Source organism: Verrucomicrobiota bacterium (genome assembly GCA_016200005.1).
GTDB lineage: Bacteria > Verrucomicrobiota > Verrucomicrobiia > Limisphaerales > PALSA-1396 > PALSA-1396.
Genome location: JACQFP010000084.1, coordinates 1 through 22970 on the forward strand (window position 1 = coordinate 1; position 22970 = coordinate 22970).

At 56.8% G+C, this 22970-nt stretch carries 21 protein-coding genes and 1 tRNA gene; 8 read left to right on the plus strand and 14 right to left on the minus strand.

Going from position 1 to position 22970, the window contains the following annotated elements; genetic code table 11:
* On the minus strand, positions 1 to 534 hold a 534-nt coding region (locus HY298_26155), incomplete at its 3' end, for a site-specific DNA-methyltransferase (protein ID MBI3853741.1).
* 22 nt (positions 535 to 556) lie between these two features.
* Here HY298_26155 and HY298_26160 point away from each other — a divergent pair.
* The gene (locus tag HY298_26160; GenBank protein ID MBI3853742.1) at positions 557 to 796 is read left to right on the plus strand and encodes a hypothetical protein; all 240 of its coding nucleotides are present in this window, start codon (positions 557 to 559) and stop codon (positions 794 to 796) included.
* A 29-nt stretch (positions 797 to 825) separates the two neighbouring features.
* On the opposite strand, the gene HY298_26165 is transcribed toward HY298_26160, so the two are convergent.
* Entirely contained in the window at positions 826 to 1734 is a 909-nt protein-coding gene (locus HY298_26165) for a prepilin-type N-terminal cleavage/methylation domain-containing protein (GenBank protein MBI3853743.1), read from the minus strand.
* A 378-nt stretch (positions 1735 to 2112) separates the two neighbouring features.
* Here HY298_26165 and HY298_26170 point away from each other — a divergent pair, with 378 nt between their 5' ends.
* Complete coding sequence (locus tag HY298_26170) at positions 2113 to 3234, plus strand: DUF5009 domain-containing protein (protein ID MBI3853744.1); 1122 nt, start codon at positions 2113 to 2115, stop codon at positions 3232 to 3234.
* 11 nt (positions 3235 to 3245) lie between these two features.
* Here the strand turns inward: HY298_26170 and HY298_26175 are convergent, their stop codons facing one another.
* The gene (locus HY298_26175) at positions 3246 to 6941 is read right to left on the minus strand and encodes a hypothetical protein (GenBank protein ID MBI3853745.1); all 3696 of its coding nucleotides are present in this window, start codon (positions 6939 to 6941) and stop codon (positions 3246 to 3248) included.
* A gap of 88 nt (positions 6942 to 7029) precedes the next feature.
* Here HY298_26175 and HY298_26180 point away from each other — a divergent pair, with 88 nt between their 5' ends.
* Complete coding sequence (locus HY298_26180) at positions 7030 to 8007, plus strand: hypothetical protein (GenBank protein MBI3853746.1); 978 nt, start codon at positions 7030 to 7032, stop codon at positions 8005 to 8007.
* Positions 8008 to 8075: 68 nt separating this feature from the next.
* Here HY298_26180 and HY298_26185 read toward each other — a convergent pair whose 3' ends face one another.
* Positions 8076 to 10256 carry an LPS-assembly protein LptD gene (locus tag HY298_26185; GenBank protein MBI3853747.1) on the minus strand — a complete coding sequence of 727 codons (2181 nt, stop codon included), beginning with the start codon at positions 10254 to 10256 and terminating at the stop codon, positions 8076 to 8078.
* 194 nt (positions 10257 to 10450) lie between these two features.
* Here HY298_26185 and HY298_26190 point away from each other — a divergent pair, with 194 nt between their 5' ends.
* Positions 10451 to 10651, plus strand: a complete 201-nt coding sequence (locus HY298_26190) for a hypothetical protein (GenBank protein MBI3853748.1) — start codon at positions 10451 to 10453, stop codon at positions 10649 to 10651.
* Positions 10652 to 10804: 153 nt separating this feature from the next.
* Here the strand turns inward: HY298_26190 and HY298_26195 are convergent, their stop codons facing one another.
* Positions 10805 to 11401 (minus strand): DUF4230 domain-containing protein, encoded by a 597-nt coding sequence (locus tag HY298_26195; GenBank protein MBI3853749.1) that lies wholly within the window; start codon positions 11399 to 11401, stop codon positions 10805 to 10807.
* Positions 11402 to 11486: 85 nt separating this feature from the next.
* On the opposite strand from HY298_26195, the gene hemB reads away from it, so the two are divergent.
* On the plus strand, positions 11487 to 12494 hold the full coding sequence (gene hemB, locus HY298_26200) for a porphobilinogen synthase (protein ID MBI3853750.1): 1008 nt from the start codon (positions 11487 to 11489) through the stop codon (positions 12492 to 12494).
* 38 nt (positions 12495 to 12532) lie between these two features.
* Here the strand turns inward: hemB and HY298_26205 are convergent, their stop codons facing one another.
* The 5 genes from HY298_26205 to HY298_26225 form a co-directional block, all read right to left on the minus strand.
* Complete coding sequence (locus HY298_26205; GenBank protein ID MBI3853751.1) at positions 12533 to 13045, minus strand: FHA domain-containing protein; 513 nt, start codon at positions 13043 to 13045, stop codon at positions 12533 to 12535.
* Between the two features lie 81 nt (positions 13046 to 13126).
* Positions 13127 to 14284 carry a glutamine-hydrolyzing carbamoyl-phosphate synthase small subunit gene (gene carA / locus HY298_26210; protein MBI3853752.1) on the minus strand — a complete coding sequence of 386 codons (1158 nt, stop codon included), beginning with the start codon at positions 14282 to 14284 and terminating at the stop codon, positions 13127 to 13129.
* Positions 14285 to 14403: 119 nt separating this feature from the next.
* On the minus strand, positions 14404 to 14850 hold the full coding sequence (locus tag HY298_26215) for a thioredoxin family protein (protein ID MBI3853753.1): 447 nt from the start codon (positions 14848 to 14850) through the stop codon (positions 14404 to 14406).
* 17 nt (positions 14851 to 14867) lie between these two features.
* Positions 14868 to 15314 carry a thioredoxin family protein gene (locus HY298_26220; protein MBI3853754.1) on the minus strand — a complete coding sequence of 149 codons (447 nt, stop codon included), beginning with the start codon at positions 15312 to 15314 and terminating at the stop codon, positions 14868 to 14870.
* Between the two features lie 35 nt (positions 15315 to 15349).
* Complete coding sequence (locus tag HY298_26225; GenBank protein MBI3853755.1) at positions 15350 to 16747, minus strand: dihydroorotase; 1398 nt, start codon at positions 16745 to 16747, stop codon at positions 15350 to 15352.
* A 64-nt stretch (positions 16748 to 16811) separates the two neighbouring features.
* Between HY298_26225 and HY298_26230 the strand changes: the two genes are divergently transcribed.
* Positions 16812 to 16885 (plus strand) — tRNA-Gly (locus tag HY298_26230).
* Between the two features lie 59 nt (positions 16886 to 16944).
* Here HY298_26230 and HY298_26235 read toward each other — a convergent pair.
* Together HY298_26235 and HY298_26240 are read right to left on the minus strand one after the other, a co-directional pair.
* On the minus strand, positions 16945 to 18207 hold the full coding sequence (locus tag HY298_26235) for a sodium:proton antiporter (GenBank protein MBI3853756.1): 1263 nt from the start codon (positions 18205 to 18207) through the stop codon (positions 16945 to 16947).
* 118 nt (positions 18208 to 18325) lie between these two features.
* Positions 18326 to 18670, minus strand: coding sequence for a hypothetical protein (locus HY298_26240; protein ID MBI3853757.1), 345 nt, complete (start codon positions 18668 to 18670; stop codon positions 18326 to 18328).
* Positions 18671 to 19029: 359 nt separating this feature from the next.
* Here HY298_26240 and HY298_26245 point away from each other — a divergent pair, with 359 nt between their 5' ends.
* On the plus strand, positions 19030 to 20055 hold the full coding sequence (locus HY298_26245) for a serine/threonine protein kinase (GenBank protein MBI3853758.1): 1026 nt from the start codon (positions 19030 to 19032) through the stop codon (positions 20053 to 20055).
* Positions 20056 to 20120: 65 nt separating this feature from the next.
* Here HY298_26245 and HY298_26250 read toward each other — a convergent pair whose 3' ends face one another.
* Entirely contained in the window at positions 20121 to 20528 is a 408-nt protein-coding gene (locus HY298_26250; protein MBI3853759.1) for a hypothetical protein, read from the minus strand.
* A 266-nt stretch (positions 20529 to 20794) separates the two neighbouring features.
* Between HY298_26250 and HY298_26255 the strand changes: the two genes are divergently transcribed.
* Positions 20795 to 22027 (plus strand): class I SAM-dependent methyltransferase, encoded by a 1233-nt coding sequence (locus HY298_26255; GenBank protein MBI3853760.1) that lies wholly within the window; start codon positions 20795 to 20797, stop codon positions 22025 to 22027.
* On the opposite strand, the gene HY298_26260 is transcribed toward HY298_26255, so the two are convergent.
* A complete protein-coding gene (locus HY298_26260; protein ID MBI3853761.1) occupies positions 21999 to 22970 on the minus strand; it encodes an MCE family protein in 972 nt (323 codons plus the stop codon). The two genes, HY298_26255 and HY298_26260, sit on opposite strands and share 29 nt — an antisense overlap.

Genomic DNA, 22970 nt, shown 5'->3' on the forward strand with positions numbered 1-22970 from the left:
CTCCCCGTTTGAGTAGAGCACAAGAATGTCGTGATTATTTGGCAGGCTGCGAAAAGCAAGGCTCTTTGCAGTTGTCCGCTTCCAAATGATTTCGTTGCGGAAATTTTCTTTTCCTAAAATCGCATCGCACAGCAGCTTGAGATAATGCGACGCCGTCGGATCGCAGTGCAGGTAAAGCGAGCCGGTGGGTTTGAGCACGCGGCGCAGTTCCACCAGTCGCGGCGCCATCATCGCGAGGTAGGCCATCATGTCGTTCGTGCCGAGAAAGGTTTTGAACGCCTGCATGACCTCGCTGACTTTGCCGGGCTGAAGAATCAGTTCTTCATAAACGCGCTGGCTTTCCTGGTTCCAAGTCCACGTGTCCTCGAAGGCGCGAATCTGGCTGGCGGCGGCGCTGCCGTCCTTTTCCTGAAAGAAGGCGTTGTAGTTCTGCGCGGAGTTAAAGGGCGGATCGAGATAAACGAGGTCCACCGTCTCGTCCTTGAGATAGCGGCGCATGATGTCGAGGTTGTCGCCGTAATAAAGCGTGCCCATGCGCGCAGGCTAACCACTGCCCATGAAAGAATCAACGGAGAAGGAATCGCAGCAGGTGAATCCATTTGCCGAAGCGCAACGCGTAGCCAAGCCGGAGAAGCAGACGGAGTTGATTTGGGTTTTGCTCCGCCGCAATCCTGCGTTCAAATGGTCACGCCGTAACGCAGCGATTCGGATGGATTGGGGAGCGCTCGCGTCTTGTGGGCTGTCGTTGCTGTCCCGGCGACGACTTTCACAGTCAAACTTCTTCCGCGATAAATAGTGCCGGAGAGTTGGAGTAACGGGAGTGCCTCAAGGTCTGAATTTCAGCGAATTCAACGCCGTTTGTTGCGCCAATTTTGGGTCGAAATCCGTTGAATCCTGGTAGAAATACGAAATGCGACCGTCGGTCCACAGGGGACCCCAACTGTGCAAGAAGAACATCTCTTGTATCTTGATCCAGCGTGCGGAGCCGTCCATGAAGAGCTGGTTGCCGCCCACCGGTATCTTGGAGCTTGGGCCGTGATGTGGCGGCATGTCCTTAAAGGCGGTGTCGCGTCCGCCACCCCATTGATTATCCACCTTTAAGATGGCGTCCGCGGCGAGCACCCAGTGAGCGCGAGCTTGCGAGGCTTTGACGGGACTGCGAGAAGGGATCCCGCCCGGGAACGCCGGATTGCCCCAGGTCTGAATCCCTCCGAAATATTGAAAGCCGATCAGCCACTGATCATAAACAGCTTCATACTGAGGGAAGGTGGGGCGGTTGGGACAAGTCCAAATCTGGCCGACGGTGGAATTGGAGTAGATGATCAAGGCGACCGACTGGGCGGCCTTGCGTTCGGGCGGGTTCAGAGCGATCTGGACCACGGCGCCTCGGGCCTCCAGGACCTTGTCCTCATTGTCGTGCGCGTAGATGGTGACCCCAAGGCCGATTTGCCTGAGATTGTTGAGGCAGCCAGTTCGCTTGGCGCTTTCCTTGGCACGCCCCAAGGCTGGGAGCAGCAAGGCGGCCAGGATTGCGATGATCGCGATGACGACGAGCAATTCAATTAGAGTGAAAGCGAACCCGGCGTTTCTTCCCCCGATTGTAAAGTTGAATGGGCGCTCAACCGCGGGTGTACCCAACACGTCGTCTGCTGGAAGTTGAAAGATGATGGATGGATAGGAAGTCGGTTTTGATGCCGCGTGGTTCCGTGAGCATTGCTTCCCGCCGGTGGTCATACGCTGAAACTGCGCCTGGCTGTTTTCAGCGTCAAGTGTCCGTTTCTGCTGTTCGGATTCTGCTCTTTTCACCGCGCTTTAGTAAGGAGGCGCACAGCGGCCCGTATGGCGGGGCTGGCGAGCGGGCTAGAGGCGGTTGCGCTCCTTATTTCGCCTGTGTCGTTCCGGCAACGTCTCGCGGTTGCAGACAAAGCACCAGGAGGGCATGAACGTCGTCGGTTTGCGGAATCAGTTTTGGTTTGTTTTCAACACCGATCATTTTGCTTTCCAACCGATGCACGGGAATATATCAACCCTCCAACCCAAAACATGAGCGAGCCTGCGACCAAAGAATTACCACCACGTCTGACTTCCCTCGATGCGTATCGCGGGCTGGTCATGTTCCTCATGATGGGCGAGGTGTTCCGCTTTTGTCGCGTGTCCGCCGCGCTGCCGGACAACGGTTTTTGGAAATTCCTTTGCCACCACCAATCGCACGTCGCGTGGATCGGCTGTTCGCTGCACGACCTGATTCAGCCGTCGTTCTCATTCATGGTCGGCGTGGCGCTGCCCTTCTCCATCGCCAGCCGTTTCGCGCGGGGGCAGACGCGGACGCTGATGAGCCTGCACGCATTCTGGCGCGCGCTCGTGTTGATTCTGCTCGGCGTTTTCCTTCGGTCCACCAGCTCCCAACAAACCAACTGGACCTTTGATGACACGCTCACTCAAATCGGACTGGGTTATGGCTTCCTGTTTCTGCTTGGCTTTCGACCGGTGCGCGATCAATGGATTGCGCTAGCGCTGGTGCTGGTCGGTTACTGGGCCGCGTTCGCGTTGTACTCGGTGACGCCGGACTTCGATTACGAAAAAGTCGGTGTGTCCAAGGATTGGCCGCATTTGATGACGGGTTTTGCCGCGCATTGGAACAAGAACAGCAATCTCGCGTGGGCCTTCGACACGTGGTGGATGAATCTCTTTCCGCGTAAAAACCCGTTTCTCTACAGCGGCGGGGGCTATGCGACGCTGAGCTTCATCCCGACGCTCGGCACAATGATTCTCGGCCTCATCGCCGGCGGCATGTTGCGCAGCGAACGGGCGCCGTGGGCCAAGGTGAAATGGCTGGCCATCGCGGGCGTCATTTGTCTGGCGGCCGGCTGGCTGTGCGGCGCGCTCGGCATCTGCCCTGTGGTCAAGCGTATCTGGACACCGAGTTGGACATTGTTCAGCGGCGGTTGGTGCTTTTTGCTGCTGGCGGGCTTCTACGTGGTCGTGGACATCATTGGCCTGCGGCGACTGGCGTTTCCGCTGACCGTCATCGGTATGAACTCGATCGGCGCGTATTGCATGGCTCACTTGTTTGAAGGCTTCATCATGAAAAATCTGAAGATCAATCTTGGCAAGGACGCCTTCGGATTTTTGGGCGACGCCTACGAACCGCTTCTCCACGGCACAGCCACGATGCTGGTCTTCTGGCTGATTCTTTACTGGATGTATCGGCGAAAAATATTTTTACGGATTTAGCGCCGCACAATCTATCGAACGCCCGCTGCGGCTTGGGAAGCCAGTTTCCGGACGTGCAGCAACACGGGAAGCGACGTTTGTTTGCCGACTTGATTCTCGACGGCGAAACACAGGCGGTCGGTTTCGGGCACCCATTTGGCGGCGGTCAGAAAAATCTCCCGGTCGTTCTGGTCCTTGGGAATCAATACGCCGTTGAGACCGATGTTATCGACGATCACGCCATGCGGCAGGTTATCGACAGTGAAAGTGATCAGGTCGTCGTGACCGTTACGCCGGACTTTGAGCCAGCCGGGAACGGTTTGGCCGGGCGCAATCGTGATTTCCAGTGGTTTGGTTGCATTGGTCGTCGCCGTGGAAACCGGCGTGGTTGAAGCATCGGGTTCGAGCGCGACGAACAACTTCGGCTTCTCGCCCAGTTTGATTTTGCCGAGGTTATTCACTTCCTTTGTGACAGGCTTGCCGTCAATCGTCGCGGTCGCCGTCACCATTGTCATTTCGGCGTTGGTTTCGTAGGGTTGCGGCGCGTCGGGTACGGCGTTGATCGTGCCCTTGGCTTCAGCATGGCCGGCTTGAATAACCAGCGGCGTCGAGACGCTGAAACCCGGCGGCAGACCGCTGATGTCCACTTTGATTTCGCCGTCAAATCCATCTGCTCGATCCGCACTCACAGAAAACTCCTGACCGCTGCCGGCGCTGACAGTCGGATTCGCGCCGTTGAGGGTCACGGCAAAATCGGGTTTGGCGTCGCGAACCGTCAGCCGATACGCGAACCGTTCACCGCCGTATCCCCTCGTGTCAGTGACGCGGACGAGATACGAACCATCCGCCGGCGCGGTGAAAAGAAGTTTCGAATCCGAACCGAGCTTGCGGTCGGCATCATCGTCATTGGCGTAGTAGAGCGTGAAGACCGGCAGGCCGTTGGCGACGAGTTTCGCGCCGGGCGGATGGGGCTCGACGATGTAGCACGGTTCGTCATTCGCGTGGGCCGTCGCGCTGGTGTCAAAATAATCGCGGCGCTTGCCATTGGAGGTGTAGAATTGAAAGCCGGAGTCCGGTCCTTGCGGCATGCGAAAGATTTTGCAGACTTCGCCCTGGAGATACATCAACTGATTCAACTCCATTTCCCGCCAGTTCTCGACACGGCAGTCGGTCGTATTTGAATCAATAGGTCGGAAGGTGACTTGCGAATCGCGGACTGCCTGAAGCAACAGCCGCTCCACGGGTTTTCCGTCGGCGTGCAGGACTTCGATCTTCGTGTCGATGGGTGACCCGCGTCGCGCGGCGGCGGTCTCGATGCTCCAGGTTTTTCCCGCCTTGGAATCAAACTGGAACAGATCGACGTCAGTCGATTGTCCCTTCGCGATCGCCCAGATTCGGCCGTTGACCGAGCAAGGAGCGAGAATTTTCATCGCCTGGCCGGGCGCATCATTCGGTTCAGCCTCGATCAACTCCGGGCCATCGCCCACCAACACTTTGAATGTACCCCGGCTGCGGAATATCTCCGGATCAATCGGAACGCCAACACCGCCTTGCACGACTGGCATCGCGTTCAGCTTCACGGTCTTTGCATTGCGCGCGGCACGCGGCTTGGTAGGAACCATATTTGATGTCGTTTCGTTCGCGCTGCCGGCGTTAACGCGAACTTTCGGTTGGGGCGGAAGATTGTAACCAATCAACTTCACTTCACTTTCGACGTTTGCCGGTACACTCAACGGAAAACAGCCAACGACCATTGGGAACGCACCCATCGATAGCCGGTAAAAATTCTCTTTTCCGCCGGCGGCCATTTCGTCGCCGATGCGCACGCGGTAGCGGCCGGTGGTCGGAATCTTGAACGCGAGCAACGGATCACCGCCGTCGAAACCGTTGTTGTGGTCCAGCACCGCGCCTTTGGCATTGAGCAACGTCAGCGCGGCATTGGCTTTCGAGCCAATACTCTTTGCGTTAAGATCGAAGACTACCGTCTGCCCGCCCTTGGTTTCGAAATCGATTTCGTCGGTGTCGCCCATCGGGTCGAGCGTTCCCCAGAAGGTCACGGGCAATTTCAAAACGCTTTGATTGGTCTTGCTGGCAGCGCTTTCGTAGGCCTGTGGCAGATCATCGACATATAATTTGAGCTTGCCGCTTTCACCGGCAGCGTTGGCGACGGAGAATTCGTAGCCGCCACGCGTTAGATTGGTCTTGGCGGTGACTTGCATCCAGGCTTCGTTCTCAGTTGCCGGACTGTCACTCAAAATCACCGCCGTCAATTTCGAGTTTTGAAATTTCACCTCAGTCAACCCGGCGAGGTTCGCGCCGATCAATTTGATCTTGGCGTTGACTCCGCGCTGAATGCCGCGCGGTTCAGCTTGCTTGAGTTCCGGCTTGGGCGGCGGCATCGCCTTCCCGGTTGCAGCGTCATAAAACCCCAACGAACCGTCGAGCCGGCCGGCGATGATCATTTTTTTGTCGGCGGCGAAAGCCAGCGCAGGCGACCAGTCGGGTTGTTTCTCCAGCACCAGTTGTTCTTTGATCTCAGCACCGTCCCACAATTTGATCGTGCGATCCTCGGCGCTTGACAGCAGCGTCTTGCCGTCGGGCGAAAAGATGAGATTCAAGATGGCGCCTTCGTGCGCGAACTTGGAATCGAGGATCGGGTTGGTGGTTTCCGCTGCTGTCTCGGTGATTTGCCAGATGCGGATGCGACTATCGACACCACCTGCGATGAGCCGTTTGCCGTCCGGACTGAAGGCGACGGCGTAAAGTTCCTTGAGCGATTGTGAAAGCGTGTCGCGGCGTTCGCCGGTGGCCACGTCCCACAGTTTCACGGTGCGGTCGGCACTGGCGCTGGCGAGAATCTTGCCATCCGGCCGGAACGCCAGATCAAACACGCAGCCATTGTGGCCAGAAAGGGTTTTGATTTCCTCGCCAGTTTCAACTTTCCACAGTTTGATCTTTTGATCGTAACTGCCGGTCGCGAGAATTTTTCCATCAGGAGACAACGCGATGGAGTAGAGGGCGTCTTTGTGGCCTTCCAACGTGCGAACCAACGTGCCATCGGACACCTTCCACTGGCGCACCTCCCCGAACAATCCCGGCTCTCCGGCCGCGGCAAACAATTGAGCGCCGTCGGCAGAAAACACGACGGCGTTCACGTTGCCACGATGTCCAGTGAGTGTCCGGACCACGTTTTGGTTGTCTGCGGAACGCAACTCGACTTCGCCGTAGCGCGCCACAGCAATGAGTTTCGGCTCGGGCGCGTAGGCGAGGGCGTTGATCGACATGCGCGGTTTCACTTTTGGAGTGATCTTCGGCACCACCAGTTGTCGCGCGATGGCTTTGCCTTCGGGCGGGGCGTGGGCGCCGGCGTCGATCCAAGCTTTGATCGCAGCGATTTCATCCGGTTCGAGTTTTTTGCGTTTACCGGGCGGCATGATTTTCTTTTTCCCTTCGCGCTCGACCTTGCCTTCGATCATTTTCACCAGGAGACTCTCGGCGCTTTTGCCCGGCACGATTACGGCGCCGGTTTCGCCCCCTCTTGTCAGCGTTTCAAAACTTTCAAGCACCAGCTTTGCTTCCGGGTCCTGCGCCGCGTGGCAATCGAGGCAATGTTTGAAGAAAATCGCGTCCACAGCAGCGTAGTCGTTGGCTGGCTTTGCGTCGGCGCCGCGCGCGTTGAGGGAAACCAACGCGCCGACAAGTATCGCAATGAAGAATTGCACGAACATGATTGGGTGCTTACTTAGCACAAAGCCGAAACCCAACAAAGACCAAAAAGTTCCCCACCTGCGATTGAACTTCTGTTAACATGTGCGCATGGCGCGGCAGTTCACCATTGGCATTGTGAGCGATATTCATTACGCCGGCGCGGCGGAGAAAGCGCGCGGCAACGATTTCGAGTTCCTTGGTGTCACCAACCCTTTGCAGCGATTGGTAGCCCGCGCCTATCGCCACTTCATCTGGTTGCGCTATCCGATGGGTCACAATCATCTGCTGGACGAGTTCCTGAAACGGATGGATTCACCCGATTACGTCATTGCCAATGGCGATTACTCATGCAACTCCGCGTTTGTGGGCGTGAGCGATGACGCCGCCTGCCTGAGCGCGCGGGAATGCCTGGAAAAACTACGCAACAAATTCGGCGAGAACTTTCAGGCGAGCTTCGGCGACCACGAACTCGGCAAACTGAGTTTCATGGGCGGACAGGGTGGGATGCGACTGGCGAGCTGGCATCGGGCGCAAAAGGAGTTGGGGCTGCAACCGTTTTGGCGAGTCGAACTCGGCAATTACGTTTTGATGGGCGTGGCGTCGTCGCTCGTGGCGCTGCCCGTTTATGAACCGGACACGCTGGCGATGGAACTGGCCGAGTGGAAGGAACTGCGCGCGCAGCACCTGGAGGAAATTCGTCGTGCCTTTGCCCATCTGAAACCCGATCAACGCGTGTTGCTGTTCTGTCACGACCCGACCGCACTTCCGTTTCTTTGGCAGGACGAAAGTGTGCGCAGCAAACTTCCGCAAGTCGAACAAACAATCATCGGCCACCTGCACACGAATCTGATTTTCTGGAAGAGCCGGTTGCTGGCCGGGATGCCGATGATTCCATTCCTCGGCCACACGACGAGACGGCTGACCGCGGCGTTGCACGAAGCACGCCACTGGCGACCATTCAACGTGCGACTCTGTCCCTCGCTGGCGGGAATTGAACTCCTGAAGGACGGCGGCTATTACACCGCCGGACTGGATGCCGACGCGCAACAGCCGGCGCGCTTTCATTTTCATCGTCTTGCGCGTTAAAGAGCACCAAGGCAAATTTGCAACCACACCGCCGATCCGTTCGGGCAAACCCTTTCCTCAAGAGCAGGTTATCCGCCGAGCAGCAACGACGGTTTGACTTTATCATCGCCGAGGCCAAATCGCGGAAAGGCTTTGAGCGAGAAGGTCAGGGCGACGGTGAAATCGTCCGGGCCGGTGCGGCTGTTCCGGAGGCGAAAAGTCAGGGCCGCCGTCCAACTGCGCAGGTCGCGGTAGAGCGTGTACATCTGTTCCTCCATGACGCCGTCGCGTAATTCGTAATAGTGTGTCATGCGCGCGCCCCAGTTTTCGTTCATGCGATAGTAAAGGCTGCTAGTGAGGAGACTGTTGCCGAAACCGAGTTCAGGGCCGTCCCGCAGATAGCGATGACCGACGGTCCAGCTCCAGACGTTGTTGGGTTGCAGGGTGAGCGTATGGTCGGCGATCCGCAACACTTCGCGGCTGATGTCATAGCGGGTCTGCGAATTGAACGTGATCCAGGAACGCGGTTTTAGATCGAGGTCGGAATAAGCATCCGCAAAGGTGCCCTGGCCGGCGCGCGGATTCAGCCGCCAGTCGGTATAGACGGCCCAGTTGACGAGGTTGTCGATTCCCTCGGCGCGTTTCGTTTGCAGTTTATTTCGCAGACCGAAGCGCAAGACGTTCTGGCTGTCGATGGAATCAATCGCGTTGTAGTCCGGGAATTCTATCGGCAAGAGGCGAAGGCTGGGCGATTCGTAATCGAACTGCGGCAGTTCCAGCGGACGGCGGTTGGGTGCTGGAACATAGACGTAGTTCACAGACGGCTCGATGATGTGGCGCAGGCCGTCGGCATCCCAGAATTTGCTGCGCACGCCGCGCCAGAGTCGCGAGGCCTTGAAGGAAACTTCCGCGCCGGTGTTGAAGACGCCGCGATATTCTTCCTTGGTGACGCCGCCGGTGTCATCTGCCTCGCCGTAGTAAGTGAACCGTCCGCCGACGCGCGGCGTGAAGTTCAGCCAGCTAAAAAAAGTGTAGGGCAGGAGGATTTGGTGGAACGAGTCGGCGCGCGCCGCGGCAAAATCCGCCATGAGGATGTTGGTGTCGGCAAACTTACGGCGGAAGTAACCGACCGAACTCTCGCTCTCGTAGTAAAAAGGCGATTCACCAAGTTGCTGGCGAAAGGCGGTGAGTTTCACATCGGGGAGGCGTTCGACGGTTTCCTGGAAATCATTGAGGCGCGGTTGAGCCAGGACGTTCAGGCTGAAGTTGGGCCAGAGCTGATTGACTTCCACAAACGTCTTGGGCTGGACGTTGAGCCGGTAGTCGCTTTCAAAGAAATCCCGATCGACCCGTTCATCGCTCTGATAGTTGACAACGGCTTTGACGGTCAAGTTGGTGCGCAGAGTTGTTTGGTAGGAAAAAGCCGCACGCTGGCGGTCTTTATCGATGGGCAGACCGGCGGAATCAAGACCGGGCTGCCTGTCGTGGGTGTAATAATACTTGGCGGTGCCATCGCCGAAGGCTCCCAGGTGGAAATTGACATCCGGTCCATAACCAAAGCCGCGTTGCTGGCGGTAGTCCGCGTGCAGTTCGCCATCAAGTTGGTCGTTCAGAAACCAAGTGTACGTGCCCAGCACGAATGGTCCGAAGCGGCTGCGGTAGCCGGGCGTGATAAGGAACTGGTTGGCTTTGCGTCCCAACGGGCGTTTGTAGTACGGAAAATAAAAGACCGGCACGTTCCCAACGTAAAGAAAGGCATGGTGCGCCTCAAAGTATTTGCCGGGGACAATTTTTATTTTTTTGGCGTGGATGCTTTGGGCCGGTTGGGCGATGTCATCCGTCGTGATGAAGGCGTCCGTGGCGGTGTAGGTCTGATTGGTTTGATTTCCTTCAAGACGTTCGCCCGCGGCAAAGAGCGGCGCCCGACCGGTGCGGAATGCTTCCGCTGACATATCGCGGGTCTTGAAGTTGTAGTGAATATTGTCACCGACCCAGGTTTGATCGTCGCGCTGGATGCGGACGTGGCCCTCGGCGAAGACTTCGGTCGTCTCCTGATTCAAAGTGGCTTTGTCGGCGGTGAGGACTGCGTTGTCATATTTTAAAACAACGTCCGGGCCGGCGGTGACCAGGCCGGTCTTCAGATCGATACTGGACTCGAACTGAGGATTCAAGGATTCGACCTCCAACGCCGGTTCTTCTGGGGACTGTTGCGCGACAGCAATCGTCATCGATACGAAGGGCAGAACAAGAATCGCGCGCAAATTTCTCATCAGGTGGGCAGAGCTAAACAGAGGGCGTTCGAGCTGCCAAGTGGGATTTGCTTTGATATGGGGTTGAGTTCGGTTCGAGTCAGCACCGGCTTGAGTTGTCGGAAGCCTCAACTTTCTCCAGCGGAATTCGCCCTTGGCATACGAACCGCTTGTCTTGGTTCGTGATGAAGAATATGGCAACTAAAGTACAACTGATGAAGATTTTGAAAGAAACGTGTCCCTTGCCGCGCGACTCAGTCCGCCGCGCCCCGGCCACCGCGGCGGCGCTCTACATGTTGCAGTTGCGTTCCCATGTCCTCGAGACCACTTCACCCAAATTCAGATTGACTGTCTCCGTCGAGCCGGCCAACGGCACGGAATTCCATCCGCAGCCCGTGAAGATCATCCATCGCTGAAAGCCTTGGTTGATGAATCAGAGTTGTGTCTTCTCCGCCCGCCTTTCACTTCGCGAGCAAACTGACGACTTTTAAGGCCGCGCGTGACTGAAATGAGTCACCCACTGGCCAGAATCGAGTCACTGCCTTGTCCCAATCGGACCGAGGTCAGAATCACGGAGAACGGAATTCCACCGTGTAGCCCAGTTGTTTGAACAGATTCTTCAGCTGCGCCTGCGCCCGTTCATCCGCGTCCTTCAAAATACCTCCGCTACGCGCGGCGCGGCGGATGTCATCCACGGCATTCTGGCGGGCGGTTTGTTCCAGGTCTTTGTCGAAACTCCGCAAGAACCCGGTCGTGCGTTCGACAATCTTGGTTTGTTTGTCATCCAGATAGACGTCAGTGATTTGCGACGGCGGAAGCGTGAGGACGACTTTCTTCTCCATCACTTGCAAGTCGGCGGGCTTGAGCTCGCTCAAATCCACGCCGGCCTTGACGATGCCATGCGCCACCAAGAGAACCCGGCTTTCACCCGCGAACGCCTGACCCAGCAGATTTTTGGGCGGGTCCTCCAGCACGACGATTTTTTCCATGACATACTTGACGGTGACCAGTTGTGAAAGCGTCTGCACCTGCTTGAGCAGAGTGGCCGTGTTGTAAACTTTGGGAGCCGAACCAAATCCGGCCAGGCGCGGCAAGACACTTGCCAGCCAGAGACCAAAAATGATCGCCACGAGAATTGCGGCGATGACCAGCAGCCTTTTGAACATGAATCGACTGTAACTTTTTCCGCGCGCTTGCAAAGTCCGAAAACTTTGAACTTTGAACTTAGAACTTTGAACTTAGAATGTCGCCATGAACTTGCATGCTGTGGGACAATTCCCCGCCTACCGTCCGCGGCGGCTGCGTCAATCGCCCGTCCTGCGCCGGCTCGTGAGCGAGACGCAATTGAGCGTCGCGCAACTGGTGTTGCCGATGTTCGTCCGCAGCGGACGCAAAGTGCGCCGCCCCGTCGCCGCAATGCCCGGCGTGTTTCAACTGTCACCTGATGAATTGGTGCGCGAGGCGACGCGGGCGCAGGAGATGGGCGTGCCGGCGGTCTTGTTGTTCGGCATTCCGGACCGCAAGGACGCCAAAGCTTCGGGTGCCTATGCGGCGAATGGCATCGTGCAACAAGCCGTGCGTCGTTTGAAACATGAGCTGCCGGACCTGCTCGTCATTACTGATGTCTGCCTCTGTGAGTACATGGAGCACGGGCATTGCGGCATCGTTCAGCGCGACAAAACTGGCGGGCGGATTCTGAACGATCCCTCGCTGAAGCTGCTCGCCCGCGCGGCGTTGAGCCACGCGGAAGCCGGCGCGGACATGGTGGCGCCGAGCGACATGATGGATGGCCGGGTGCGCGTCATCCGGGAACAACTGGACAAAACCGGTTTTCCCGAAACTCCCATCATGTCCTATGCGGCCAAGTTTGCGTCCGCTTTTTACGGACCGTTTCGCGAAGCGGCAGAGTCGGCGCCGAAATTTGGTGACCGACGCAGTTATCAGATGGACCCGGCCAACGCCGCGGAGGCGCTGCGCGAGGTTGCGTTGGACATTCAGGAAGGGGCGGACATCGTCATGGTCAAACCCGCGCTCGCGTACCTGGATATATTGCACCGTGTGAAAGCAGAATTTGGCTATCCCACGGCAGCGTATGCGGTGAGCGGTGAATATTCGATGATTAAAGCGGCGGCGTCCAAAGGCTGGATTGATGAGCGAACGGTCACTCTGGAAAGTCTGCTGGCCATGCGCCGTGCGGGTGCGGACATTTTGATCACCTACGCCGCTTTAGATGTTGCCCGTTGGCTCAAGGAAAAATAAACGGCGGCGTGAAACCAGCCGGCGAATAATGCGCCAGTTTATTTGGCCTGCTGCAGAGCGATGAAGAGCAGGACCGCAATGATCACCGCGACAATAATTCCGAAAACAATGAAGTACTTGTTGGCTTTGTCGGTCTTCTTTGAAAAGGCCTTGCTAGTCGTATCGAAGCCGCTGGTGCGCGGACCTTGCTCCAGGTCGTTGAGCTTTACCCCTTGCGGAATCACCATGGTTTGATCGACCGTTTTTTTGGCAGTCGAGCCCGGTGTGTCGGATTCCAAGCGCACCTCAATCTGGCCGAGCCGGAGGATCTGGCCCGGCTTCAGCACTCCTTCGGTGATCTTCTGGCCGTTGATGAAAGTCCCGTTCGTGGAGCCGAGATCTTTGACGACCACTTCATTGCCGCGCAACAACACTTCACAATGATGGCTGGAAATGGAGGGTTCGGTGATGGGAAACGTGTTGTCATCCACCCGGCCGATGGTGGTTTTATCCACCTTCAGCTCGTACGAACGTCCCGCAAATCCTTCACTGAGCACGACGAGTTTGGCCATAGATTGGTTACGTGCGGACGATTATCGCCACAGACGGATTCAAGTCAAACGGATTTCTGAAAAGTTGTGGGACTGTCCGGCTCAACTTTTTTCAATCAACGCGCGAAATTCAGCGAACAACGGCGTCGAATCATGCGGCCCCGGTGAAGCCTCCGGGTGATATTGCACGCAAAAAACCGGTTTCGTTTTGTGCCGCATCCCTTCCACGGTCTGGTCGTTCAGGTTGATGCGGTTCACAACGACATCTGACGGCAACGACGAAGCCTCCACGGCAAACCCGTGATTTTGCGAGGTGATTTCCACTTTGCCGGTTTCCAGATCTTTCACCGGCTGGTTGCCGCCGCGATGGCCGAACTTGAGTTTGAAGGTTTTACCACCCAAGGCCTGACCGAGAATCTGGTGACCCAGACAAATGCCAAAGATCGGAATCCCGCTCTTGACCAGATCGCTGGTGGCTTGTACGGCGTAACCGAGCGCCGCCGGATCGCCTGGCCCGTTCGAGAGAAAAATTCCCGCCGGCTTGAAATTCAGCGCCGCAGCGGCGGGTGTGGTGGCAGGAACAACCTGGACTTTGAAGCCGTGTTGGCGCAACCGGCGCAGAATGTTGTACTTCATGCCGAAATCGTAAGCCACAATCGGGATGTCTGCCGGCGGCAGCGGATCGCGCACGGTGCGGGCGTCGGCTGTCACGTTTCCGTGAACGAGATTGAAACTGGCGCTCTGTTCATCTTTCTCGTCCCACAAGAACGGTTTGGAATGCGTGACGTCCTTCACGTAGTCCACGCCCACCAATCCTGGCCAGCTCTTTGCCCGCGACAAAGCCTGGGCGTCAGACATTTCCTCGGTCGAAATGAAACCGTTCAATGCTCCGCGCACCCGGAGTTTTTTGGTGAGCGCGCGGGTGTCGATTCCTTGAATTCCCGGAATCTCGTTTTGTTCCAGGTAGTCGCCCAACGTGGCATCTGCGCGCCAGTTGCTCATCACGGGCGAGAGTTCGCGAATGACAAATCCCGCCACGTGCGGCCGCCACGATTCCACATCCTGCTGGTTGACGCCATAATTCCCGATGAGCGGATAGGTCATCGTTACAATTTGGCCTTTGTAAGATGGGTCGGTCAGAATCTCCTGATAGCCGGTCATGGAAGTGTTGAAACAAACCTCGCCGCAGGTCGAAGCGCGCGCGCCAAAACCTGCTCCGTGAAACACCGTGCCGTCTTCCAACGCCAGAATTGCTTTCATGTCATCAACGACAAACTGCGGCGTGATGCTAAAGTGGAAGCGACTGCGGTCAAGTTTTAACCATGAAAAAGCGCGGCTGGATTCAGCCGCGCGATTCTCAACCCGGAAAAATCGGATGATTACTTTTTCTTCAACTTTTCCAATTTCAGGACGTAATCTTTTGCGGCCGTCCCGCCGTAACCCGTTTCCTTGCTCAACGTGTTCCCGTCAGCGTCCAGCACGATGATGGTGGGATAACCTTCGATGGCGTACTTCTCCGACAATGCCTGGTTGGCCTTTTTCAACGCGGCGCTTTGCGGTTTGCTCCGCGGAAAATCCACTTCGACCAACACCAGGTTTGCCTTGGCAAATTGGATGAACTCCGGCGACGAAAGCACATTTTTGTGCAACGCCTTGCACGGCGGACACCAATCCGAGCCGGTAAAATCCATCAGCACCAGTTTCTTTTCAGCCTTGGCTTTGGCTTGCGCCTTGGGGAGATCGGTCAACCACTCGCCTTCGGCGGCGATTGCAAGTGGCAAGGTCGCCCAACATAGAAGCGAGCAAATCGTGATCAGTTTTTTCATAATTGTGTTCCGTTTGGTTATGACTGTTTCTTTTTGAACCCCTCCAGCTTGGCAATAAAAGCCTTGGGGCCGCCTTCCGAGTAGCCGACCTGCTTGCCGATCTGGTTACCGGCGCTGTTTAAGACCACAAAGGTTGGAAAACCATCGACTTTGTATTTTACTTGGAGCGCTTTGTTGGCTCTCTTCAACTGGGCGGGTTGTTGCTTCTTTCGGGGAAAGTCCAGTTCTACCAACACCAGATTCTTGGCGGCGTATTCGGCAAACTCCGGCGTCGCTAATACTTCCTTGTTGAATTTGATGCACCAGCCGCACCAGTCCGACCCGGTGAAATCCATCAGCACCAGCTTGTTTTCCGCCTTGGCTTTGGCTTGCGCTTGGGGAAGGTCGGTCAACCACTCGGCTTCCGCAGCGAAAGATTGCAGAGCGGCCCACGCCGTAAGCAAACAGATGACAATCGTTTTCATAACACTTCAAAAATGCGTTCAGTCAATATCAGCAGTTAGACTCCCGCCGGCTCGTTTTGTTCATGCCAGACCATTTCTCCACTGACAATGGTCGCAACGGCTTTCCCTTTCAACGGCCAGCCGTGGAACGGATTGTTGCGTGATTTGCTGGCGGTGGACCCGGCTTCAAAAATCCAGTCCGCCTCAGGATCAAAGATCGTCACATCCGCATCGGCACCCACGGTCAACGTGCCTTTCCGCAGGCGCAGCAATCTGGCCGGCGCGACGGTGAATTTGGCGATCACATCGCTGAGACCCAGCAACTTCGTGTGATAAAGCTGCATCAGGGAGAGCGGCAGTTCCGTTTCCAAACCCGTGATGCCGAACGGAGCATAGTCGAACTCCACTTCCTTTTCGTAATCGCAATGCGGAGCGTGATCGCTGCAAAGGATCTCAATCGTGCCATCGGCCAGACCTTCGAGAATCCCCTCGCGGTCGCGCGCCGACCGCAACGGCGGGTTCATTTTGAAATTTGTGTCGTAAGCGGGCCACGAAGGAAGGTTGAGAGTTGAAAGCTGAGAGTTGAGAGTTGTGGACAATCGCCTCCCGTCGCTTTCCCAGAATTTTTCGCTGCCAGCTATCGCCACATCGGTCAGCGTGAAGTGATGGGGGCAGGCTTCACCGGAAATCGGCACCCCGCGCTTCTTGGCCTCACGCAGCAACCGCACGCTGCCCGCCGCGCTGAGATGCTGGCAATGGACGTGCGCGCCGGTCAATTCCGCCAACAGAATATTTCGCGCCACGATCATCTCCTCGCCCGCGGCCGGCCAGCCACGCAAGCCGAGCGCCGTGCTCCAGTAGCCTTCGTGCATCACGCCGTCGGTCACTAGCGAATAATCCTGGCAATGATCCATGACCGGCAGGTCGAACATTTTGGCGTATTCGAGCGCGCGCCTCATCAAATCGTTGTTCTGCACACAGTGCCCGTCATCCGTGATCGCCACCACCCCGGCGTTTTTCAATGAGCCAATCGGCGACAGTTCCTCCCCGGCGATGTTTTTGGTGATCGCACCCGTCACAAAGACATTCACGACACCTTCACGTTGGGATTTTTCGTGAATGAGCGCGACGGTGCCGGAGTTGTCGATCGGCGGCGAGGTGTTTGGCATGCAGACGATGGACGTGAATCCGCCGCGCGCCGCTGCCGCGGTGCCCGTGGCGATGGTTTCCTTGGCCGACTGTCCCGGTTCGCGCAGGTGAACATGCAGATCAATCAACCCCGGACAAACCACGAGTCCCTGGACGTCTCTCCTTTCGATGTTGGCCGGCGCTTTCTTTCCCGCCTCCGTGCCGACGGCCGCGATCTTTCCCTCCAATATCAGCACGTCCGCCACGGCATCAAAACGATTGGCCGGATCGATGACGCGTCCGCCGGTGAGCAGCAAGGAATTCATGCGGCGGGAAACATAACGGACGCGAATTGACAAGGCAAGCGCGGGCGTTAGTATCCGGAGCATTGCGGGCGTAGTTCAATGGTAGAACGGAAGCCTTCCAAGCTTCACACGAGGGTTCGATTCCCTTCGCCCGCTCCAGTCCCGCACTTCCATTGAACCCCACCGCGCAATGGTACGAAACATGGCACAAAACAGGATTAATCGCGGAAAAAAAGCCACCAAACGATCAGCAACATCGGCAGCATGTAAGGCAAGGTGTATTTGAAAATGAAACCGAGGAAGGTGGGCGTGTGGATTTTGTTGTGGTCGGCGATGGCTTTGACCATGAAGTTCGGGCCATTGCCGATGTAGGTGTTTGCGCCAAAAAACACCGCCGCGACGCTCACCGCCACAACGTCGATTGTCTGTGTCGCCAATAGATGAGGCACATCGGCGTCATTAACCGCACCCATCAGCGCACTGAAGAAACTCAGATACGTGGGTGCGTTGTCCAGCACGCTGGAAAGTGAACCACAACTCCAATAGAAGAACGCAGGTGACGGGTCGGCCAGCAGGCTCGCGTTGGCTTCCAACCAGTCCAGTGCCGGCATCATCGTCGCAAAAATTCCCACAAAGAGGATGGCTACTTCCTGAATGGGATGAAAATTGAAATCGTTGGCTTCATGCACCGACTTGCGCGTCGTAAAGTATGACCCGAGCGAGGCAGCGACCATCAGGAGTTCGCGCAGAAAGGGAGGCTGATTGATGAAGACCGCGAGAAGAATGACCGCCAGAAAAAACAGATTCGGCATGCCTTCGAACTTCCAGGTTTCATGGGCAGTTTCACGTTCGCGAACCGGCTTGGGCGCGCGGAGATAATTCACATGGTCCACGGCGAAAAACATCAGCAATAAAATGGCGACGCCCACCGCCCACATCGGCCAGCAGTGTTCCGCCACCCACCAGAACGGGATTCCTTTCAAATAGCCGAGAAACAATGGCGGATCACCGATGGGCGTGAGACAGCCGCCGACGTTTGAGACGATGAAAATGAAAAAGACGACGTGATGCGCGGTGACGCGGTATTTGTTCATGCGCAGCCAGGGACGGATCAGCAGCATCGAGGCGCCTGTGGTACCGAGGAGATTGGCGATGACTGCGCCGACGAAGAGAAACACGACGTTGACGAACGGCGTGGCCTCACCCTTGACGGTGATGTGAATGCCGCCGGAGACGACGTAGAGCGAACCGATCAACGCAATGAAGCTGACGTATTCGTGCGCGGTGTGTAGCACGCGTTGATGGGCGTGCAACCCGAAGAGGTAATAGCAAAGCGTGATCGCGCCCAACGCATAGGCGACTTTGGGAAAATGTTTGTGCCACCATTTTGGAATTGCCACCGGCGCGACTGCAATCGTGGCCAGCAACAGGCCGAACGGCAAAATCATCCAGGGGTTGGGCGTCGCGGCTGCCGATTCCATGCGGCGAAGCTACGTTGCCGCTTAAAATGCGGTCAAACAGAATCGGCCAGCCCGGGGTCCGAATCGGGTGCGGTGGGCGAGCAAGGCGCTTCATCGCTGCAATTCAGTTGCGCGTCCATCAGGCTGCCTCGGCCAGCAAGACCCGGCTGCGTTGCCGCACCCGGACTTGTTTGGCCGCCTGCTGCCGTGCAGTCCCGGCTTTTTCCTCGAACAGCTCGGGGAACAACAGCAGCGGGAAGGGAGTCAACCACGCCAGCGCCGCGGCCTCGTTGGCCGCGCGGCGCAACAGCGCGTTGAGTTCCGGTTCCGGCGTCTCGTTCAAGAGCCGCAGGAGCAGCGTGTCCTTGAGCCGGTCGAGCGCGGTTTCCACCGTGCCGCGGAACGGCGCCGCCGGCACCGGTATCACCTCAAACCGGGTCTCCGGCGCAAACTGCGCCGTCACCTTTCGATACTTTGCATTCATTTTGCCTTTCTATTGGGGCCGCCAACGGAGGCGGCCGGGGGTTAAACAAAAAACCCGCGATTGACTGGCAATCGCGGGTCTCTTGAAATTCTATTTGCGTTATCGGTTAGAACTTTCCTCCCACGTTGCCAATGGACCGGGTGAAGCGGTGACAGATGGACATCCATCCATCGACGCGCCGGGCGCACAGGCTGTTCTTAACATTTAACGTGGTTTTCATTCCAACGGCGCATAGCAGACACCATTGCTGGACAGTTGTCAAAAAGATTTCGCCGGCACATATATGCTTCGGGGAGGGGCGGCCGGAACTCCATATCTGAACTTGTCGCCGAAATAGCAAGTGCTAGAATGAAACAGCAATGTCGAACGAAGGACCAAAACCCGAAGCGCAGAAGCCGCTCCGCATGGTGACTTGCGGTAGTTGCGGGGCCAAAGTCTTTATTCCGGGCGACCTGGCGCCGCTGGCCACCGCGCCGTGCCCCAAATGCAAGCATCCGGTCATGATGCCGATGATGCTCCGGCAATTTGAACTGCGCGCTTTCATTGCTTCCGGCGGAATGGCCACCGTCTATCGGGCGTTTGACACCACCTTGGAGCGGGAGGTGGCGGTCAAGCTGATGAAGCATGAGTTGCTCAACGATACGAAGGCCTTGGAGAGTTTTTACCGGGAAGCGCGGGCGTGTGCCTCGCTGAATCACACGAACATCATCCACATCTACACCTTTAACGAATTGGACGGGCTGCGGTATCTGGTGATGGAACTGGCCGACCGGGGCAGTCTCGACAGCCGCATTACCCGGCAGCAGCGATTACCGGAACTGGACGTTTTGGACATTGGAATCAAAGTGGCGTCGGCCCTCGACACAGCGCTCAAACACAACCTGCTGCATCTAGACATCAAGCCGGGCAACATTTTGTTTGATGCGGCTGGCGAACCCAAGTTGATCGATTTCGGTCTGGCCCGCAAGGTGGAGGCGGATGTCACTCAAGAACAAGCCGCTTGGGGAACGCCGTATTACGTGGCACCGGAAAAAATCAAGCGCGAGCCGGAAACTTTTTTGTCGGACATGTACAGCCTGGGCGGGACGCTTTACCATGCGCTGACGGGCCATGTGCCATTTGAAGCTCCGACGGTGGATGAAGTCGTCGCCGCGCACGTTCACACACCCCTGACCCCGCCGAACCACGTCGTCCCGGAAATTACCAGACCAACAAGTGATGCGTTGCAGCGTGCGCTGGCCAAGAATCCAGCGGATCGATTCCCTAGCTATTTTGAATTTCGATTGGCGCTGGAAGACGCTCGCGGCAACTTGCTGAGGCAACACTATAATCAGCCCCCGCCACCACCCAGCGGCAGCAGCGGCAAGAGTTGGTGGCGGCGTTGATGCCCGGCAGGAAAAAGGCAGGCCGCGTTGGCCTGCCTGAATTGATCAGTCAAAAAGAGATTCAGTTATTTTGAGGGCGCTTCCTTCTTCTTTCTGGGACCGGCTTCTCCTTCGGGTTTGGCTCCGAGACGCACAGAGATGGCGGCCATTTTTCCGTCATCCGTCTTGCGAAACGCGCCGCCCACGGCGTCGCCCACCACGGCATCCTCCAACGTGGCCGGCTTGCCGGCTTTGATGATCTTGGTTTCCGAAGTGATCTGGAAAGTGCGCTCGCCCACCTTGATCGTCTTGGCCGTTTTATCGACCGCCGTCAGTTTGCCGGTGAATGGGATGACGCCTTGCCGCTTCTCACTTTTCGACGGTTCTTTCTTTTCGCCCGCGGGTTTGTTTTGCGCCTGGACGGATGCTGGTGCGCCCGCGATCACGCCAGCCAGCCAGCCGACAAGTGCTAATTTTGCAATGGTTTTGATCATAACAAGTTTTTGGTTTTATGGTTTAACGAAACAATTCATTGCTACCAGATCAGCGTCGTTGAGCAAGTTCTATTTGGCGTCGCGCCTGGCCGCCAGAATGCAGTTCGGCTTGGCAAAAGTGGCGCATTGCTGGAGACTCGCCCGCGGCGACGCCGGAAAAACACCTTTCGACTCGGACCGTGGCTACGCTTTTGAAAACTCCAACTGATGCAAACTGCTTGAGGCCAACTTCCCACCCGGCGCGAACCACGTTGTCGCGGTTGCGATTGCGCATCACCTCGACGGCGGAATCGATCGTCCGCTCCGGCCACCCTTGGCTGTTTGCCGACAGCATTCGAGAACAGACCCGCACCGGGTCGCCCGGCGAACTCGCGGTGATCTATGATCGGCAAGATCGTTTCCTGGCGGTGGGACTTTTCGATCCCGAGTCGCCGATTCGCGTTCGGATTTTGCACACGGGCAAACCAGTGACGATTGACGACGACTGGTGGACGGCCCGGCTGGACGATGCGATCAAGCGCCGATGCGGTTTGTTTGATGAGCGCACCACCGGCCATCGCTGGATCAACGGCGAGAGCGATGGCTGGCCGGGTTTGGTGCTGGACCGCTACGACACCACCCTCGTTTTGAAACTTTATACCGCCGCCTGGCTGCCGCGGCTGGAAGAGGTCGTCGGCTTGATCAACCAACGGCTGCCCAATGAACGAAGCGTGCTTCGGCTGAGTCGTAACGTTTCGGTGACCGCAGTAAATCAATTCAAGCTATCCGACGGTCAAATCCTTTCTGGCTCTCCACTGATGACACCAGTTTGTTTCCTCGAAAACGGTTTGCGTTTTGAAGCCGATGTTTTGCGCGGGCAAAAGACCGGCTTCTTTCTCGATCAACGGGAGAACCGCCGACAAATTGAGGCGCTGGCAAGTGGCCGTCGAGTGTTAAACGCCTTCAGTTTCTCCGGCGGTTTCTCTCTCTACGCCGCCCGCGGCGGAGCACGCTCCGTGATAGACCTCGACATCAGCCCCCACGCTTTGGCCAGTGCCAAACGCAATTTTCGTTTGAACCTGACGGATCAGGTCGTGGCCGCGTGTCGTCACGAAACTGTGCAGGCGGACGCGTTTGAATGGTTGCAGGTTAGCCGCGCACAATTTGATCTGGTAGTTCTGGATCCGCCGTCATTTGCCAAGAGCGAATCGGAACGGACGGCCGCGCTCAACGCGTATCGCAGGCTGACGAAGCTCGGCATCGAACATTTGACCGACAAGGGCATCCTGTTGGCCGCCTCCTGTTCCGCCCACGTGACGGCGGAGGAGTTTTTTGAAGTCGTGCGAGAATCGGCAGCGAAGTCGGGACGCAAGTTTGTTGAATTGCAAACGATGGGTCACCCGCCGGACCATCCTGCCACCTTCAAAGAGGCCGAGTATCTGAAAGCGATTTATCTGAAATTCGAAAACCTGCGTCGATCACCATCGCCCGCTAGAAGAGCTGGTTTGCAAAAATGCTGATGACGCTCAATGGGCCTTGATCTTCCAGACCTTCGGTAGCCTTGTCGATTTTCTGCAACGACATCTTGGCGTTCTTGTAGAAGCTGGGGTCGTTGACGAGCGGTCCGATGGAACCCTCGCCGCGATTGATCTTCTGCAGGATTTCTTTCAAGTTGGTCATGGTTTCGGTGGTCTCGTTGTAAAGTTTTTCGTCCTTGACGAGTTTGCCGATGGTTCCCTGGCCGGCATTGACATCGTCCACGACTTTGCGCGCCTCGGCAATCGTGGTTTTCAATTCGGCGGCGGTATCCTGCAGATTGGTGACAGTGGCGAGGGCGTTGGTGTAAAGCGCATCTTCAAAAATAAGTTTGCCCACCGTGCCTTCGCCTTTGGCGATCTGGCTGGAAACCGCCTGTATGTTGCTGATTGTGGTAGTGAGGTTGGGGCCGTTTTGCTTGAGGAAATCAGTGAAGGGGCCAAGCAGGTTGTCAATCTTGTCGCCGGTGAAACTCTTGGTGAGGTTTTCCACGCCGACGGCCACGTTATCCAGCTTGGTCATCAACGAACTGAGGTCGGGCTGTTCGGTGGTGTTGATCGGATTATCGGGCAGCATCCGGGGAGAATCGGGTTTGCCAAAGTCGATGGCGACGTAGTTTTGTCCCAGCAGCCCGGTGAATTTGATGGTCGCCACGCTGTCGGTCTTGACCTCGGCCGTGCGGTCCAGTTTCACCGTGACTTTGACCTTGCCCTGCACCAGTTCGATCCGATCGACCTGGCCGACCTGCACGCCAGCCATCTTGACCGGATCACCGACTTTGAGTTCCTGCACGTTGTTGAAAAGCGCATACAGCCGATAGCCGGGTTTTAGGAAATGGGCGCCACCGAGGACTTCCAGAATGACGACCGCGGCAATGACGGCCAAGGCAATAAATATTCCCAGACGGGTTTCCAAGGTATTTTTCAT